Origin of the sequence: Pseudomonas sp. GL93, assembly GCF_003408955.1 — a bacterium.
In the GTDB taxonomy this organism is placed as follows: Bacteria; Pseudomonadota; Gammaproteobacteria; order Pseudomonadales; family Pseudomonadaceae; genus Aquipseudomonas; species Aquipseudomonas paracarnis.
The window spans coordinates 18,149-34,883 of record NZ_NKRF01000097.1 but is presented as its reverse complement, the minus strand read 5'-3'; the positions used below and the strand labels follow the sequence as shown (position 1 = coordinate 34,883).

The 16,735-nt window shown below is 57.5% G+C and carries 21 protein-coding genes and 1 tRNA gene; 3 read left to right on the top strand and 19 right to left on the bottom strand.

From position 1 onward, the window contains the following. The first annotated feature begins 2 nt into the window (after positions 1 to 2). Genes sctS through sctU form a run of 3 tightly spaced genes read left to right on the top strand, consistent with a single transcriptional unit; the run spans position 3 to position 2,159 of the window. The gene (sctS, locus tag CER19_RS22630) at positions 3 to 266 is read left to right on the top strand and encodes a type III secretion system export apparatus subunit SctS (RefSeq protein WP_116668055.1); all 264 of its coding nucleotides are present in this window, start codon (positions 3 to 5) and stop codon (positions 264 to 266) included. 10 nt (positions 267 to 276) lie between these two features. Next, complete coding sequence (sctT, locus tag CER19_RS22625; RefSeq protein ID WP_116668054.1) at positions 277 to 1,065, top strand: type III secretion system export apparatus subunit SctT; 789 nt, start codon at positions 277 to 279, stop codon at positions 1,063 to 1,065. After that, positions 1,062 to 2,159: a type III secretion system export apparatus subunit SctU gene (sctU, locus tag CER19_RS22620; RefSeq protein ID WP_116668053.1), complete on the top strand. Its 1,098-nt coding sequence runs from the start codon at positions 1,062 to 1,064 to the stop codon at positions 2,157 to 2,159. The genes sctT and sctU overlap by 4 nt, the downstream gene beginning before the upstream one ends. On the opposite strand, the gene CER19_RS22615 is transcribed toward sctU, so the two are convergent. The 19 genes from CER19_RS22615 to CER19_RS22530 all read right to left on the bottom strand — a co-directional run bounded on the left by CER19_RS22615 (position 2,160) and on the right by CER19_RS22530 (position 16,556). Beyond that, entirely contained in the window at positions 2,160 to 2,525 is a 366-nt protein-coding gene (locus tag CER19_RS22615) for a transcriptional regulator (protein ID WP_256660519.1), read from the bottom strand. Next, positions 2,522 to 2,725 (bottom strand): HrpT family type III secretion system protein, encoded by a 204-nt coding sequence (hrpT, locus tag CER19_RS22610; protein ID WP_116668052.1) that lies wholly within the window; start codon positions 2,723 to 2,725, stop codon positions 2,522 to 2,524. The genes CER19_RS22615 and hrpT overlap by 4 nt, the downstream gene beginning before the upstream one ends. After that, positions 2,722 to 4,863, bottom strand: a complete 2,142-nt coding sequence (sctC, locus tag CER19_RS22605; protein ID WP_116668051.1) for a type III secretion system outer membrane ring subunit SctC — start codon at positions 4,861 to 4,863, stop codon at positions 2,722 to 2,724. The genes hrpT and sctC overlap by 4 nt, the downstream gene beginning before the upstream one ends. Before the next feature lie 14 nt (positions 4,864 to 4,877). Next, complete coding sequence (locus CER19_RS22600) at positions 4,878 to 5,270, bottom strand: type III secretion protein (protein ID WP_116668050.1); 393 nt, start codon at positions 5,268 to 5,270, stop codon at positions 4,878 to 4,880. Further along, positions 5,271 to 5,486: a hypothetical protein gene (locus CER19_RS22595; RefSeq protein ID WP_116668049.1), complete on the bottom strand. Its 216-nt coding sequence runs from the start codon at positions 5,484 to 5,486 to the stop codon at positions 5,271 to 5,273. A 62-nt stretch (positions 5,487 to 5,548) separates the two neighbouring features. Then, complete coding sequence (gene sctL / locus CER19_RS22590; protein WP_116668048.1) at positions 5,549 to 6,142, bottom strand: type III secretion system stator protein SctL; 594 nt, start codon at positions 6,140 to 6,142, stop codon at positions 5,549 to 5,551. 11 nt (positions 6,143 to 6,153) lie between these two features. Further along, positions 6,154 to 6,702, bottom strand: coding sequence for a type III secretion protein (locus CER19_RS22585; protein ID WP_116668093.1), 549 nt, complete (start codon positions 6,700 to 6,702; stop codon positions 6,154 to 6,156). A gap of 13 nt (positions 6,703 to 6,715) precedes the next feature. Beyond that, positions 6,716 to 7,516, bottom strand: coding sequence for a type III secretion system inner membrane ring lipoprotein SctJ (gene sctJ, locus CER19_RS22580; RefSeq protein ID WP_116668047.1), 801 nt, complete (start codon positions 7,514 to 7,516; stop codon positions 6,716 to 6,718). Positions 7,517 to 7,521: 5 nt separating this feature from the next. Continuing rightward, complete coding sequence (locus CER19_RS22575) at positions 7,522 to 7,887, bottom strand: EscI/YscI/HrpB family type III secretion system inner rod protein (RefSeq protein WP_116668046.1); 366 nt, start codon at positions 7,885 to 7,887, stop codon at positions 7,522 to 7,524. A gap of 113 nt (positions 7,888 to 8,000) precedes the next feature. Next, entirely contained in the window at positions 8,001 to 8,198 is a 198-nt protein-coding gene (locus tag CER19_RS28660) for a hypothetical protein (protein ID WP_133298359.1), read from the bottom strand. Between the two features lie 184 nt (positions 8,199 to 8,382). After that, the gene (locus CER19_RS22570; protein ID WP_116668045.1) at positions 8,383 to 9,327 is read right to left on the bottom strand and encodes a sigma 54-interacting transcriptional regulator; all 945 of its coding nucleotides are present in this window, start codon (positions 9,325 to 9,327) and stop codon (positions 8,383 to 8,385) included. Positions 9,328 to 9,647: 320 nt separating this feature from the next. After that, the gene (ychF, locus tag CER19_RS22565; protein ID WP_014716830.1) at positions 9,648 to 10,748 is read right to left on the bottom strand and encodes a redox-regulated ATPase YchF; all 1,101 of its coding nucleotides are present in this window, start codon (positions 10,746 to 10,748) and stop codon (positions 9,648 to 9,650) included. Between the two features lie 22 nt (positions 10,749 to 10,770). After that, on the bottom strand, positions 10,771 to 11,355 hold the full coding sequence (gene pth / locus CER19_RS22560; protein ID WP_010213318.1) for an aminoacyl-tRNA hydrolase: 585 nt from the start codon (positions 11,353 to 11,355) through the stop codon (positions 10,771 to 10,773). A gap of 167 nt (positions 11,356 to 11,522) precedes the next feature. Beyond that, on the bottom strand, positions 11,523 to 12,119 hold the full coding sequence (locus CER19_RS22555) for a 50S ribosomal protein L25/general stress protein Ctc (protein ID WP_116668044.1): 597 nt from the start codon (positions 12,117 to 12,119) through the stop codon (positions 11,523 to 11,525). Between the two features lie 137 nt (positions 12,120 to 12,256). Beyond that, complete coding sequence (locus tag CER19_RS22550) at positions 12,257 to 13,198, bottom strand: ribose-phosphate pyrophosphokinase (protein WP_003171603.1); 942 nt, start codon at positions 13,196 to 13,198, stop codon at positions 12,257 to 12,259. 46 nt (positions 13,199 to 13,244) lie between these two features. Further along, positions 13,245 to 13,319: transfer RNA gene (locus CER19_RS22545), tRNA-Gln, on the bottom strand. A gap of 37 nt (positions 13,320 to 13,356) precedes the next feature. Further along, entirely contained in the window at positions 13,357 to 14,160 is an 804-nt protein-coding gene (ispE, locus tag CER19_RS22540; RefSeq protein ID WP_256660521.1) for a 4-(cytidine 5'-diphospho)-2-C-methyl-D-erythritol kinase, read from the bottom strand. A 49-nt stretch (positions 14,161 to 14,209) separates the two neighbouring features. Further along, the gene (gene lolB, locus CER19_RS22535) at positions 14,210 to 14,827 is read right to left on the bottom strand and encodes a lipoprotein insertase outer membrane protein LolB (protein WP_032893661.1); all 618 of its coding nucleotides are present in this window, start codon (positions 14,825 to 14,827) and stop codon (positions 14,210 to 14,212) included. Positions 14,828 to 14,831: 4 nt separating this feature from the next. Beyond that, the gene (locus CER19_RS22530; RefSeq protein WP_116668042.1) at positions 14,832 to 16,556 is read right to left on the bottom strand and encodes a tetratricopeptide repeat protein; all 1,725 of its coding nucleotides are present in this window, start codon (positions 16,554 to 16,556) and stop codon (positions 14,832 to 14,834) included. Between the last annotated feature and the right edge of the window lie 179 nt (positions 16,557 to 16,735).

Below are 16,735 nucleotides of genomic sequence, written 5' to 3'. Positions count from 1 at the left end.
CTATGGAACCGATCGTGCTGTTCAAGCAGGGGATGTTGCTGGTGGTCGTGCTGTCGGCACCCCCGTTGATTGTGGCGGTGGTGGTCGGCGTGCTGACGTCCCTGGTGCAAGCGCTGATGCAGGTACAAGACCAGACGCTGCCGTTTGGCATCAAGCTGGTTGCAGTGGGGGTCACGTTGATCCTGACAGGGCGCTGGATTGGCGTTGAGTTGATCCAGTTGATCAACCTGACCTTTGAAATGATCGGCCGTTCGGCCCTGAACTGAGACCCTGCCTGTGCTGCTGTATCTCGATTTGCTGCCCAGCCTGATGCTCGGCATGGCACGTATATACCCCTGCGGCATCCTGGTGGCGGCGTTCTGTTTTCAGCATATACGCGGCATGCCCCGGCATACCCTTGTGATGGTCATGGCGTTGATGCCCGCGCCGGCCATTCATGCGGCATTGCAAGGCCAGGAATTCTCGGGGCTCATGCTCGCTGGCCTGGCGCTGAAGGAGCTGGCCCTTGGGTTGCTGCTGGGGGTGTTGTTGTCGATGCCGTTCTGGCTGTTCGAATCGGTGGGAGCGCTGCTGGATAACCAGCGCGGCGCCTTGGCCGGTGGCCAGCTCAACCCCTCGCTGGGGCCGGACGCGACGCCGATCGGGCATCTGTTCAAGCAACTGGCGATTTTTTTGCTGATGGCTGTGCTGGGGCTGGGCGCGTTGACCCAGGTGATCTGGGACAGCTACCTGATCTGGCCGCCTACGGTGTGGTTCCCGCTTCCGGCAGAGAATGGCATGAGTCTGTTTGTCGACCTGCTGGGCGATACGTTCACGCACATGATGCTATACGCCGCTCCCTTCATTGCGGTGCTGTTGTTGCTGGAGTTCGGGGTCGCACTGCTGGGGGTGTACAGCCAGCAGTTACAGGTGAGTACGCTGGCGCCACCGGTCAAGTGTCTGGCGGGCATCGGCATTTTGCTGTTGTACTTTGCATTACTGCAGGACCTGATCGTTGGACGCCTGAGCCAGCTGGGCGATCTTAAACATATATTGGGGCTGTTGTTCCAGGGCTCGCCGCCATGAGCGACTCGGGGGAAAAGAAGCATCCCGCGTCAGCCAAGAAGCTGCGCGATCAACGTAAGAAAGGCCAGGTCGCCCAAAGCCAGGACGTGGGCAAGTTGCTGGCGCTGGCGGCCATCAGCGAGATTGCGCTGTTTACCGCCGAGACCAGCATGCAGCGCTTCCAGCAAATGATGGTGTTGCCGATGTCCCGCGTGGGCCAGCCGTTTGCACGATCGCTGGAAGAAGTATTAGTGGACGGACTGACCGTGTTTTTTTCGTTTTCCCTGCTGATGGCCGCCCTGGCGATTGCCACGAAGCTGATCAGCAGTTGGATGCAGTTCGGGTTGCTGTTTGCCCCGCAGACCCTGAAGCTGGATTTCAACCGCCTCAACCCCCTGAGCCAACTCAAGCAAATGTTTTCTGCCCAGTCGGTGATCAATCTGTTGATGAGCATCGCCAAGGCGTTTCTGTTGGGAATGATTGTTTACGTGGTGGTCTGGCCCTCCGTGGGGACGCTGATCAACCTGGCAAACAGTGATCTGCAAAGTTACATCCTGGCGCTGATTGCTCTGTTTCGTTATTTGCTGCACGCCTGCCTTGGGCTGTTACTGGTACTGGCGCTTATCGACATGACCATGCAGAAGTACTTCTTTGCCAAGCGCATGCGGATGACGCAAGTCGAGGTGGTCAAAGAGTACAAGGACATGGAAGGCGACCCCCATGTGAAAGGCCAGCGCCGTCAGTTGGCGCAGCAATTGGCCCAGGAGGAGCCGAAGGTCAAACTGCCCAAGCTGGAGGAGGCGGACATGCTGGTGGTCAACCCGACGCACTTTGCGGTCGCTCTGTATTACCGTCCTGGCAAGACGCCTCTGCCCCTATTGATCAGCAAAGGCACGGACGACGAGGCGCGAAAACTGATCGCGCGCGCGAAGGCCGCCGAGGTCCCGGTGATTCAGTGTGTGTGGTTGGCACGGACGATCTATACCAAAAAGCTGGGAGCCAGCATTCCTCGCGAAACCCTGCAGGCCGTGGCGTTGATCTATCGCACCTTGCGCGAGCTGGATGATGACGCCAAACGCGAGACCCTGGAGCTCCCGGAGCTTGACCAGCGCTGATCAGCGACTGGATCCTGGGTCCAGGACGCTAAGACCGGCCAGCGAGAGCATCCGGCTCAGCGCCCTGTCCAGATTGCCGGGCGGTGTTGGCAGCCCGTGCCAGATCACCATGGTGCCCTGGGCATCAAGGTAGACAAAGCACCCCTCGAAGACCAGGGCCTGCTCAAAGCGGCGCTGTAATATCCGTTGCAATTGCCCGGCTTGCAACGCTTCGCGAGCGACATGCAGAGCCAACCCCGGGCGACTGCCCGCCTGCAATGTGCACACTTTGATACCGGGCGCGAGAGACAGGTGAGCGGCAGCGCCGCTCACCAAGTCGTTCAGCATTCCCTGGGGTTGGTTGTCGGGCATTTGCGTCGTGCTCATCGCTCCAGCGATACCGTCTGGTAGTCCGCTCGCTCCCCGGACGGTCCAGGCTGGACGCGCATGTGCGAGGGCCACCAGATCACCATCTTCTGCGCGGTCGACTGTGGGCGTGAGCAGGAGTCGCCTTTGCATGTAGGGGTGCAAGCGCTGACGAGCAGCGCCGCGCCGATCAGGGTGACGCACAACAATTGATGTCTCATGGTCGGACCTTCTTAACAGGAGTAATCAAAGTAGGGCGCGGTACGCTGAGGTGTTCATCCTTCACCACAGGGCGCATGGCGATGAAGACCTCCGCTTCCTCTCCAGGCTTCAGCCAGGCGCGTGGCCATACGGTGACGGCCAGGGTCTGCGAATTGCTGCATTCTTTTTCATCGATGCGCACATTGCGGTTGAACTGGTTGCGCATCACGACGACCGCGACGTTGTATTCAGGGCCTGCATACCATTGGCTGCGCTCGGTGCTCAGCGCGAGCAAGTCGCGGGGACTGCACAACGTGTTCAACCCCAGGGGCATGGGCGCCAACTTGAAAGCCTTGGGCACCTGCCCTGTCACCAGGTGCGCCAGGGTGCTGATGATGTCGCTACGCTTGATCTCGGGCTGGTGAGGGGCGTTGCGCCTGGCCAAGGGCGCCAGGGCCGTCTGCAACTCGACCTGGTCTGCCTGGGGCAAGTAGCGGGATGGGTCGGCCTGGTCGCCGATGACGCGCGGGGTGATGATGAACAGGCGTTCACGTCGATTGTTCTGCCGTTCGCTTGAAGAGAACAACGCCTTGCCCAGCAGAGGGATATCGCCCAGCAGCGGCACCTTATTGTGCTTGTCGGCGCTTTCCGTGACGTGGAATCCGCCAATCACCATTGAGCGCTTTTCCGCCATGACCGCCTGGGTGCTGACGTTACCGCGGCGCACATCGAGGTCTTTGAGGTCACGATTGGGGTTGGACTCGTCGAACATGCCGTCCTCGATATCCACGACCAAGTGAATCTGATGGCTGCCTCGGCTGGTGATGACGCGGGGCACGACCTGGACGCTGGTACCCACGGTGACCGGCAAGATGGTTGCGTTCTGACGACCCGGTGTCAGGTATTGAGTGCGGTTGAAGTCGATTACCGCCGGCTGGTTTTCCAAGGTGAGTACGGAGGGGTTGGACACCATGGTTGCCAGGCCCTTGGCTTCCAGGGCGCGTATGTCAGCATAGAAACGGTCGCGATTCTCGATCGACAACTGTTGCGATGTGCCGGGCGCCATATTTGCACCGCCACGGAAGCGGCTGTTCTGAAACCCCCAGTTCACTCCAAACTCACGCAATTGCGTGCGCTCGATATCCAGAATGATCGTATCGATTTCCACCAGTTTGCGCGCCACATCCAGTTGAGCGATCAACTCGCGGTACATGGCCTGGCGCTCTGGCAGGTCATAGATGAGCACCGCGTTGTTGCGCATATCGGCTTCGACGCGAATTCGGCTGGCAGGTGCCGACGCGCGTGGGGTGAGCGTGGCGCCAATATCCATCGGCATGGGAGTGCCGTTTGTACCGAGCATCTGCCCCAGCAACGGGTTGCTCAAGCGGGGAACGTTGGGCACGAGAGGGGCAGGCTGTGAGGCGGGGCGCTGGGCCAACGCCGGGGTTGTCGGATTGGAGCGTGGCTCCAGTAAGCCCCGCACAATGCTGGAAACCCCCGTAATGGTGAGCTTCTCGCCACGATAATCCACCTGGCGATCCGCCGCATTGGCGAACTTCAGCGGGAAACTCAACACGCTCTGTTTTTCATCCACTGAGCGGCGCTGGCTGCTGAACTGCTTGATTTGTTCGATATAGCGCCGAGGCCCTGAGACCAACACGATGCCATCCTCGGGCAGCTCACCCCAACCGAAGCGGCTATCGAGCAGGCCGATATCAGTGAGGGCCTGCTTGAGGTCGGCAATGGTCTCAGAGGAGACCTCCAGGCGCGCAGACTCTTGCTGATCCAGAGTACTGATGTAGAGCGTGTTGTTGTACAGGTACCATTGGAAGCGATGTTCTACCCCCAGACGGTCGAGCAATGACTGCGGGGTGTTAGCGCGTATCTTGCCATTGACGATGCCCTCCAGCAGGCCCTCGATCTGCAGTTGTGTACCGAAGGTCTGGGCGAAATCATCGAGTACCTCGCGCACCGGCTTATGCTCGGCTTCATAAGCGTAGGCAGTGTTTTTCCATTCCGAAGGGATGGCGGCCAGCGCGCTGTGTGTTGAAACCAGCAGCCAGGAGAACAGGAACACGTTCCGCCACTGGGCTCTTTTGGATGAAACACCAGGCGAGTCAAGGCACAAGCGGTTGCCCTTATGGGTCTTGTTAGGCATAGACAGTTCTCTGATTAGTACGAGCGTGAACGCAGCGGGGTGGGTTTGAGGTTCTGGCCTGGACGAGCAAGGCGCGCAACGATGGCGCGCCATGTATCGCGTTGGTTGAGCAGAGCCTCGAGGCAACCGAGCACGTGGGCTTCTCCACGATCGGTGTGCAGGCTTTGAATCAACCACAGCGCGCCCGTGTCAGCTTTTTGAGCCAGTGCACCCTGGAAATGGCTCAAGCTGGCGGCGCCCAGACGCATCCACTGCTCCAGTGCCGGGTGCTCTGATGTAAGCGAGCTTAGATAGGCCCCCAGTAATAAGGTGTCGCCCTGGGATCGCAGAGTGATTTCGTCATCGCCTTCAAGCAACGAAAGCGGTTCTTGACGGTTTTTCCACCATTTACTGACGAGCACTTTCATTTACTGAAAACTCTCGAATACGTTCTTTATCATCAGGTGGTTGGCGCGGTTGTGTTCCAGATACGCCATTTGGGTGGTGGTCGCCTTTACGGCCAGATCAAAGAACAAGTTGGAGTCTTCGATGCTGTCCATCTCATTCGATGTTTTTTTATAGAGTTTATTGGCGCTACTGCTGGTTTTTAACAGCTGCCGGGAGAGGTCGTTATAAAAGTCCATGATGTTTCCTCTTGGGTTTTGTGAAACCGTGTGGATGAATCAGTTGTGCCAGGTGAGCAGGGTTAGCTATTTATCTTGTGTTCTTTGTTGGGGTTGAAAAACGTCGCGAGCATGGCGTTCCAACTGATACGAAAGTCGCCCTCGTCGGTTTTCAGTACAAGTGTCTGCGGCTCAAGTGTTTCGTCGGCCTGGAGTTTCCAGAAAGCACTCTTGTGATGAGCGAGGCGTTGTTTTATCGCCTCAAGGTCCAGTGGGTGACAAAACAGCGTCGCGTCGATTTCCTGGACCTGGTTGGCCAGCAGCTGTTTGAGCAACGCTGCCAACCGTTGGGGGGGGACGGTTTCGTCAAGCAGATGACGAATAGCCTGGTGGGTGATCGATGTCGCGTAGCGTTCCAGGCTGTCGCACATCGCCTGGCGATCGCGCTCCCAGCGTTTGAACTGAGCATCCGCCCGCTGCCAGACGTCCAGCGAGGCTTGTTCCAGCAGGGCTTCACATTTTTTTTCTGCCAGGCTTATCCGTTCGTCGGCCTGGGCAATAGCGCGGCTCAATAGCGCCTCGCCCTGTTCCCAGCTCGCAAGCTCTTCTCGGGGGATCAGAGTGCGCCGCAGCCCAGGTGCGTCCTTGAGTAACTCAATCGCGTATCGGCATAACATCGCTGATCTCCTTACTCGTTTGCGCCAAGCGGCTGCGGTTCACTGGCCAGTGTCGTCACGCGCCAGACGACCGCCTGCCATAGCGTTTTCAGTCGGCTGTTGGTGGTTTCGAACTTGCGGTTTGTCTTCTCAACCGCCAAGACGTGTTCGCGGATAAAGCGCAACCGCAGGCGCTGCCAGGTAGCGGGTTCTACCCAGCTATAAAGCGACTGCAAGGGCTCTGCGTCGCAGGAGAGCATGTCTGGGGGCAGCGCCTTGGAAAGGCGCATGCACCACAGGTGATGGTTGTCGCTCAAGGAGCCCGCGGCTTCAGGGTTGAAGGTGTCATGTACCAGCCTGAGTGCCAGGTCCAGTTGTTCCGTTGACGCAAGGGCCAGGCGAAGCACAGTCGGTTGTGGAGGCGCAGGCAGGCAGGTCACCACACCCGTAAGCTCGGCTGGCACTATCTTGCGGCTTCGATACAGCGCTTGAATGACGGAGTACTTGTCACTTTTCCAGTCTTCATGGGCGTAGTCCCACGGGAACGCCCACCACTGAGCCCAGGCCAGGTTTTCGCGCATGGGATGGTTCAACTCAGGCGTCATGAGCTGGGGTGATCGGTTTGCCTGCCACCGCCGGCTCCAGTACAAGGCGCTGACGGCGATTGTGCAGGAACAGAACGGCACCCACGGATGCCACCAGCCCAAACAGCGAAATGATCAGGCTGTTTCGCCAAAAACCAAGGTCGCCGTTTGGCACCAGGAAAGGACCGAAATACACCAGGCGTTGCTGTTCCTGATAAGTGGTGGCAGGTACGAATATCACGGTGAGTTTCTGTGGGTTGTCCACTGCCGTGGTCATGCCCGGAATGCTGCTGGACACCATCCTGCGAACGCGTGCGCGGATGTTGTCAGGGTCCAGACGTGGGTCGTGCTTGATGAATACCGAGGCGGAGGCGGGTTGTACCGGCTCCCCTGGAGCGATGCGTTCTGGCAGCACCACATGCACGCGGGCAACGATAACGCCGTCGATGTTGGACAGCGTAGCCTCAAGCTCCTGGGACAGGGCGTAGATGTAGCGTGCCCGCTCTTCCAGTGGTGTGGAAATCACCCCTTCCTTACGGAAGGTATCGCCCAACGTGGCTCTCGCCACTCGGGGTAAGCCTGCAGCTTCAAGAGTACGTACAGCGCGCCCGATGTCAGTGGCGTCCACCGCCACCACAACGCCGTCCTTGGCCGGAATTTTTTGCGCGCGAATATGTTTATCCGCCAACTCTGCTACTACCTCATTTGCCTCTTGCTCGGAGAGTTGGCGATGAAGTTCAACGCGATCGCTGCAAGCGCTTAACAGGAGGGTCGCCGTCAGGAGCAGAGCGGCAGATAGAAAGTTTTTCATAGTCACTATTGCAGGTTGCTGAGTTTGTCGATGCACTGGGTGGTCTTGCCCAGGCATTTAACGAGTAATTGTGAGGTCAGGACCGCTTTGGAAAGTTCACGTGGGTACTCTGTGAATGCCTCCATCTCAGTGCCCTTACTTGAAGATTTGAGCAGGCGTACCAAGTTGTTCTCTGTATGCTTGAGTTGTTGTGCCGCCTGCGCCAGTACCGTCGGCGCGCCTTCTTTGCGCGTGACAGCCGCCGGGGGGGTTGTTTGTCCAAGCATTGACGAGAAAAAACTGGCATCTATGTTGGACGATGACGGCTCACGTGATTTATAAGCGTCTTCAAGCCGGTGATTGCCGGAGGTATAAAAGTTATCTATTTGCATAGGTGACCTGCGATAAAGAGAGCGGCAGACTTCATTGATTGCCAATGACACTATTTGTAGTGCGCGCTGCGTAGAAGACCTCCCCGGTGGTTAAACCGGGGAGGTCGATCGAGTTATCGAACTTCTTTGGCCGCCGCATACTTGTTAGTAATTTGCTTTGCCTTCAGGCTGAGTTCGAAACCTTCACGTGCGATGGCCTCTGCTTTCCCAAGCAATTCCTCATTGCTCTTACTGCCTGAACCGCCCGAACTACTCGCTGATGCAGAGGTGTTTACGCTGCTTGAAGAGGGGCTGCCGCCAATACCATTCATAATAAGACTCCACTTTCAATTTTAAACTGATGGATTATCATTGCTTAAGTGTTGCCGAGGCTTAAGTTTTTTTACAACTTTAGCTTGGCTCTGAATGTGTGGTTTGTGCGAGTAAAGCGTTCCAAATGTTTCCAAGGCTAAATGTTTCTGTATGTTTTTATTCGTTTTTCATATCGAACATGCATCATGTAAGGCCCGATCCACTCTGTGCCAGCGAGATGTCCAGTTGTTTCATTCTGTAATAGAGCGTGCGCTTTGGTAGCCCCAGTTCAACCGCCACGGTATCGACGCAATGTTGGTGGCGGTACATTGACTCTTCAATTAGTGCTTTTTCAATTTGCTGGAGACGCGCCTTCAGGCCTGTTTGATGAGGTTGTTGGCTGCGCACTGGCGTTGAGAGCGGTGGCAACCCCAGCACGAACCGCTTCGCTGTCGAACGTAGCTCCCGCACATTCCCCAGCCAGGGGTGGCAGAGCAACTGATGCAGCAGGCCGTCAGAGGGCATTGGGGGAGTGCATTTGAACTGGTCCGCTTCCTCCTGGATCATTTGCAGAAACAGCGGGATGATCCGTTCGCGTCGATCTCGCAGGGCCGGGAGTTCGATGCTCACGACATTCAGCCGAAAGTAGAGATCACGTCTGAAGGCGCCTTGTTCGACCATGATTTGCAGAGATTGCTGGGCCGATGCAATGACGCGCATGTCCACGGAAATCAACCGAGTCGAGCCAAGGCGCTCCACCCCGCGGCACTCCAGCACACGCAGCAGCTTGGCTTGCAGGCTCAAGGGCATGCTGTCGATTTCATCCAGGTACAGGGTGCCCAAGTGGGCTGCCTCGACGAATCCAGCCCTTGATTGTATGGCCCCGGTATAGGCACCGCTGTTGACACCGAACAACTGGCTTTCCGCCAGGCTTTCAGGGATAGCCGCACAGTTCACCGCAACGAAATTACCGCTGCGGCCGGATAAGCGATGAATCCGTTGTGCCAAGGTATCTTTGCCGGTGCCGGTCTCTCCCAATAACAGGATGTCAATGTTAAGAGCGGCAGTGTTGTTAAGCGTGGTTTCAAGTTCCTGACCCTCGATGAGTGAAACGTCTGTTTTATTATCCTTCTGGACGTAGGCCGACATCGATTGATACTCCCTGTTCGCTATGACTTCACTGTTGGAAGACGGTGTGAAAGCGCCAGCTCAGTAGAGCGCAGATTATAAAAGTTGTCACCCGGTGCAGTGGTAGTTATAGGCCGGAATACTGTAGGAAAATGATTGTAAGTTTGCATTTTAAAAGGGTTTTGGTTTTGTGGGTGTAATGGGTTGGGAGGTAAATAGGACGTTTCTGAGAGGTCGGAGTATTTTGAGGTAAGTGGGCGGTTGTTTATTAAGCTTGCGGCCACAAAAAAGCCGATGCAATGCATCGGCTTTTAGTCTGGAACTAAGTTTACAGGTGGCAATTACACATTAAAGCGGAAGTGCATCACATCGCCATCTTTGACAATGTAGTCCTTGCCTTCCAGGCGCCATTTACCAGCTTCCTTGGCACCGGCTTCGCCCTTGAACTGGATGAAGTCGTTGTAGGCGATCACTTCGGCGCGGATGAAGCCTTTTTCGAAGTCGGTGTGGATCACGCCGGCGGCCTGTGGCGCGGTGGCACCGACCTTGACGGTCCAGGCGCGGACTTCTTCGACACCGGCGGTGAAGTAGGTCTGCAGGTTGAGCATTTCGTAGCCGGCGCGGATCACGCGGTTCAGGCCTGGCTCTTCCAGGCCCAGGGCCTCGAGGAACATGTCCTTTTCTTCGCCGTCATCGAGCTCGGCGATTTCCGCTTCGATCTTGTTGCACACCGGAACAACGATGGCGCCTTCTTCGTCTGCAATGGCCTTGACCACGTCGAGCAGTGGGTTGTTCTCGAAGCCGTCTTCGGCAACGTTGGCGATGTACATCACAGGCTTGGTGGTCAGCAGGTGAAAGCCCTTGATCACGGCCTTCTCATCGGCACCCATGTTCTTCATCAGGCTGCGCGCCGGCTTGCCTTCGGTGAAGTGCGCGATCAATTGCTCCAGCAGGCCCTTCTGGACCACTGCATCCTTGTCGCCGCCCTTGGCGTTACGCGCAACTTTCTGCAGTTGCTTTTCGCAGCTGTCGAGGTCGGCGAAGATCAGTTCCAGGTCGATGATCTCGATGTCGCGCTTGGGGTCGACGCTGTTGGAGACGTGAATCACGTTCTCGTCTTCAAAGCAGCGGACCACGTGGGCGATGGCATCGGTTTCGCGGATGTTGGCCAGGAACTTGTTACCCAGGCCTTCACCTTTCGAGGCGCCGGCGACCAGGCCCGCGATGTCGACGAACTCCATGGTGGTCGGCAGGATGCGCTTGGGATTGACGATGGCCGCCAGCGCGTCAAGGCGCGGGTCCGGCATCGGCACAATACCGCTGTTGGGTTCGATGGTGCAGAAGGGGAAGTTCTCCGCCGCAATACCGGACTTGGTCAGGGCGTTGAACAGGGTGGACTTGCCGACGTTGGGCAGGCCGACGATGCCGCAATTGAATCCCATGGTGTTTCCCCTCGGATAAGAGTCAGGCCTTCTGGCTGTGCAGGTTTTTCATCGCGCGGTTCCATTCACCGGCGAAGATATCCGGCAGCACGCCGAGGGCAAAATCGATGCTGGCATCGAGTTTTTCCTGTTCGGCGCGTGGCGCACGACCCAGGACGAAATTTGAAACCATACTGGCAACGCCTGGGTGGCCAATGCCGAGCCGCAGACGGTAAAAATTATTCTGATTGCCCAACTGCGCGATGATGTCGCGCAGGCCGTTGTGCCCACCATGCCCGCCGCCGAGCTTGAGCTTGGCTACGCCGGGTGGCAGGTCCAGTTCGTCATGGGCCACCAGGATTTCTTCGGGTTTGATCCGGAAGAAGCCCGCAAGCGCCGCGACAGCCTGGCCGCTGCGGTTCATGTAGGTGGTGGGAATCAGTAGACGAACATCCTGACCCTGGTGCGAGAAGCGCCCTGTCAGGCCAAAATATTTGCGATCGGCCACCAGGTTGACGCCTTGGGCGTGGGCGATGCGCTCAACAAAAAGGGCCCCCGCGTTATGCCGGGTCTGTTCGTATTCGGCGCCTGGATTTCCCAGGCCAACGATCAGTTTAATGGCAGTCACGACAGGGACCCTTCCTTTGGAGTTGTGGATAACATCGCCGTACCTATGTGCGGCGAAAGTGGACGACACTACATCATTTACTCAAGAGTAAACGCCGCGTTATCGCCCGCTTTCTCGCTACGTTTCGGTCCGCGATGTTTCCTCAAGCTCCGGCAATACAGAGTGAATTACTCTGCAGCGCCTTCTTCAGCTTCTGGAGCAACGCGTGGAGCGTGAACGTTGGCAACAGCTTTGTCATCACCGTGAGCCAGTGCGACAAACTCAACGCCTTTAGGGGCCTTGAGGTCGGACAGGTGAACGATGGCGCCGATTTCCAGAGCCGACAGGTCGACTTCGATGAACTCAGGCAGGTCTTTCGGCAGGCAGGTCACTTCGATTTCGTTCAGGACGTGAGAGATCTCGCCGCCTTTCTTGACCGGAGCTTCTTCACCCACAAAGTGCACAGGCACGATGGCGGTCAGTTTCTGGCCAGCTACAACGCGAACGAAGTCAGCGTGCATGATGAACTGCTTGGAAGGGTGACGCTGCATCGCTTTAACGATGACGTTCTGCTTGGCGCCGTCGACGTTCAGCTCGATAACGTGGCTGTAGGCAGCTTCGTTTTCGAACAGCTTGGCGATTTCCTTGGCCAGGATGGTCACGGATTCAGCAGGCTTGTTACCACCGTAGACAACGGCTGGGATGTTGGCGGCGTGACGCAGGCGGCGGCTCGCACCTTTCCCCAGGTCAGTACGCGCTTGGGCGTTCAGAGTAAATTCGTTCATGTTGTATCTCCAAAATAGCCATCATCGAGGGGCGTTTGCGACCAGCGCCGAACTCGATATGGGCAAAAAAGCCCCGCCCCAGCGGAATGCTGGGGCGGGGCGCTTTTCGTCAGTGAGGTGATCCGTTGGTTTGACCCTTAACGGAACATCGCGCTGATCGATTCTTCATTGCTGATGCGGCGAACCGCTTCGGCAACGACCGGTGCAATATCCAGTTGACGGATACGTGCACAGGCTTGGGCTGCGGCGGACAACGGGATGGTGTTGGTCACCACCAGTTCGTCCAGCACGGAGTTCTCGATGTTCTCGATCGCTCGGCCCGACAGCACAGGGTGTGTGCAGTAGGCGAAGACTTTTGCTGCACCGTGCTCTTTCAAGGCTTTAGCCGCGTGGCACAGGGTGCCGGCGGTGTCGACCATGTCATCAACCAGAATACAGGTACGCCCTTCGACATCACCGATGATATGCATCACTTCAGAGTGATTGGCTTTCTCGCGGCGTTTGTCGATGATCCCGAGGTCCACGCCCAGGGATTTGGCAACAGCCCGTGCACGCACGACGCCACCAATGTCCGGGGACACGATCATCAGGTTTTCAAAGCGCTGGTCTTCGATGTCATCCACCAGGACGGGGGAGCCGTAGATGTTATCTACCGGAATATCGAAGAACCCCTGGATTTGGTCAGCGTGCAGGTCAACCGTGAGCACACGGTCGATACCTACCACGGTCAGCATGTCAGCAACGACTTTCGCGCTGATAGCTACACGTGCGGAGCGCGGACGGCGATCCTGACGGGCATAACCAAAGTAAGGGATTACAGCTGTGATTCGAGTCGCTGAGGAGCGGCGGAAGGCATCAGCCATCACGACGAGTTCCATCAGGTTATCGTTGGTCGGAGCGCAGGTCGGCTGAATAATGAAGACGTCTTTACCGCGGACATTTTCATTGATCTCGGCTGTAATTTCGCCGTCGGAGAATTTACCGACAGAGATGTCACCGAGAGGGATATGCAGCTGACGTACGACACGTCGAGCCAGATCGGGGTTGGCATTCCCCGTAAAGACCATCATCTTGGACACGCGCAGTACCTAGAGGCTGAGGGTAACCTGGATGAGTATTAGAAAATGGCAGGGGCGGCTGGATTCGAACCAACGCATGGCAGGATCAAAACCTGCTGCCTTACCGCTTGGCGACGCCCCTGTATCTGTTGCAACGAGTGCCTAACACTCGGTTCCTTTTAGAGCAGACTTTGCAGCTTGCGATGCAACATCGAAACGTTGCTTCCCTTTGCTACAAACCCTGTAAGGGTCTCTGTAAGAAGGGCCGAGACTTTATCAGCTTCAGCTTTGCTTGGGAAGCCCCCAAACACACAACTTCCAGTGCCGGTTAATTTTGCTTCGGTAAATTTACCTAACAAATTCAAAGCGTTACGTACCTCTGGATAACGCCTTGCTACAACCGGTAAGCAGTCATTTCGACTGTTTCCCTTGGGAACGGGGCGCACTTTAATGGGAGAAGAGTTACGTGTCAACAACGGATCTGAAAAAATTTCTGCTGTACTTACAGATACTTGCGGCACCAGCACGACATACCAAGGTTCTTCGGGCTCTACAGGGGTGAGTTTCTCCCCGACGCCCTCAGCAAATGCGGCGTGCCCCCGCACGAAGACCGGGACGTCGGCGCCCAGCGTGAGGCCCAGCGCAGCAAGGCGATCGTGGTCCCAGCCCAGTTGCCATAAGTGATTGAGGCCCAACAAAGTGGTCGCGGCATTTGAGCTGCCGCCACCGATACCCCCGCCCATGGGCAGGATTTTGTCGATCCAGATATCAATGCCAAGTGGGCAGCCGGAGTTTTCCTGAAGTTTTTTGGCCGCCCGCACGATCAGGTTGCTGTCGTGGGGCACACCGTCGAATTCGGTGTGCAGTTGAATCACGCCATCGTCACGCACGGCAAAGGTCAGCTCATCGCCGTAGTCGAGAAACTGAAACAGCGTCTGCAACTCGTGGTAGCCATCTTCACGACGGCCAAGGATGTGCAGCATCAGGTTGAGCTTGGCCGGGGAGGGCAGGGTCAATTTTTGTGCGGACACGTTATTGCCCCAGTTTGCGCGGTTGCCAGTCCTTGATCACCAGCGTGACATCAAGGTCGGTGCCATGCAGCTTGATACGCTCGGGAAGCCAATAGCCGCTTTGCTCCACGTAGCTCAAATATTCGACCTGCCAGCCATCCTGCTCCAGGGTGGCGAGGCGACTGTCGCCATTGAGGCTCAGACGGCTCTTGCTGTCAGGTGCCGGCAGGCCGCGCACCCACCAGACCAAATGCGAGACGGGCAACTTCCAGCCAATCTGCTGCTCCAGCAGTTCTTCCGGGGAGGTTGCCTCATAGCGGCCCTGATTGGCCACTTCCAGGCTGACTTGCCCCGGCCGGCCAGTCAGGCGGGCTGCGCCACGACCCAGGGGGCCCGAGAGGCGAATGTCGTAATAGTCCTGGCGTTGCAGCCAGAACAGGGTGCCGCTGCCGGAATCTTTCGGCGCACGCACCCCGACCTTGCCCTCGATCTGCCAGCCATCGATGCTGCTGAGCTGGTCCTTGTGTTGTTTCCATTGTGCCGGGTTGCCCTGGCCTTCAACGGATTCACGGCTGCCGATGCCCGCGCAACCGGCGAGCAGGGCGATGAAGCTGAAAACGATAACGTGGCGCAAGAACATAAGCTTAAAGGGTCTCGGATCCGGTCAGGCGCTTGATGGTGCTGCGCAGGATGGGGCTGTCGGGTTGTTCCTTGAGGAATTTTTCCCAGATTTGTCGGGCTTCGCGCTGCTTGCCATTGGCCCAGAGCACTTCGCCCAGGTGTGCGGCAACTTCTTGGTCCGGGAAACGCTCAAGTGCCTGGCGCAGCAAGCGCTCGGCCTCGTCGAGGTTGCCCAGTCGGTAATTCACCCAGCCCAGGCTGTCGAGTACGGCCGGGTCTTCCGGGTTGAGCGCGTGGGCTTGTTCGATCAGCGCCTTGGCTTCGGCGTAGCGCGTTGTGCGGTCGGACAAGGTGTAGCCCAGGGCGTTAAGGGCCATGGCGTTGTCCGGGTCGCGCTTGATGATCAGGCGCAGGTCTTTTTCCAACTGCGCCAGGTCATTGCGTTTTTCCGCCTGCATGGCGCGGGTGTACAGCAGGTTCAAATCGTCGGGGTATTGCAGCAACGCCTGTTGCAATAACTTCCAGGCGCGTTCGCCCTGCTTGTTGGCCGATAAGGTCTCGGCCTGGATCAGGTACAGCTGGATGGCATAGTCCGGCTCGGCATCGCGGGCCGCGGCCAGGCGTTTTTCCGCTTCGTCGGTGCGGCCATTGCTCATCAGGATGTCGGCCTGGCGCAACTGGGCGGGCAGGTAGTCATTGCCGGGGCCGACCTGGGCATATTCAAGCAGGGCCGCCTGCGGGGCGTTACGCTCTTCAGCGATGCGGCCCAGGTTCAGGTGCGCCGAGTCCACGTGGCTGTCACGTTCGATCAGTTCTTGCAGGTAGCCCTTGGCCTCGTCCCAGGCCTTGGCTTCCAGGCACACCAGTGCCAGGGAATAACGCAGTTCGTCGTCGTCCGGGTATTGCTGGACCAAGTTGGCGAACTGCACTTTGGCGTCTTCCATACGATCCTGCTCAACCAGCATGCGTGCATAGGTCAGGAGCAGGCGCTTGTCGCCTGGGTATTTCTTGATGCTTTTTTCCAGCAGCGGAATCGCTTCCTTGCCGCGGTTAAGGCTTTGCAGCAGGCGTGCACGTAACAGGATCGGCGCGATTTCGCCTTCTTCCGGCGGGTTCTGTTCCAGGAGTTTGAGCGCGGCGTCGGCTTCATCGTCCTGTTGCAGCAGCAGGGCCTTGCCGAAAATCAACTGGCTGTTCTTCGGGTGCTTTTGCAGCAGGCGATCGAAACTCTTCATCAGGCCATTGCGCGTGTCCTGGTCGGTGTCGGCGGCCGACAGCGCAAGAAAGTCAAAATGCGTGTCGCCCTTGCCCTGCAAAACCTTCTCCATGTAGACCATGGAGTCGTCATAGCGCCCGGCACGCGCCAGTTGCACGGCTGCGGCGCGCTGGGCTTCCAGGTCATCCGGGGCGTTTTTGGCCCAGATCAGCGAGGTGTCCAGCGCTGCCTGGTCGGCGCCCAGGTATTCGGCGATGCGAAACGCTCGCTCGGAAATCCCCGGGTCCTGGGTATTGATGGCCTGGGTCACGTAATTATCCAGCGCAATATCGAAGCGATTGCGCTGGCCGGCCAGTTCAGCGGTCAGCAGGCTGTAGATCGTTTCTTCACTGAACGAGGAATAAACCTTGGGCTTTTCAGGGGCGGGAGTGCTGTCTTCCACCGGCGACGTAGCGTCCGGCGACACGGGTGCCATGGCCTGGCAGCCGCTGAGGAAGACAAAAGCGAGGAGCAACGCGGAAGATCTATTCATATAGGAAGAGGACGACTAACCTGCGGTCGGATCATCATGACACAAGCCTTCGGCCAAACATAACCGGGGCACTCGGAATACGACTATTGCTGCCTTTGGCCTTTCTTTTGTAGGAGCGAGCTTGCTCGCGAAAAACCTGAGAGTGCCGCTGGGCGCCAGGCTTACCGCGTTATCGTTGA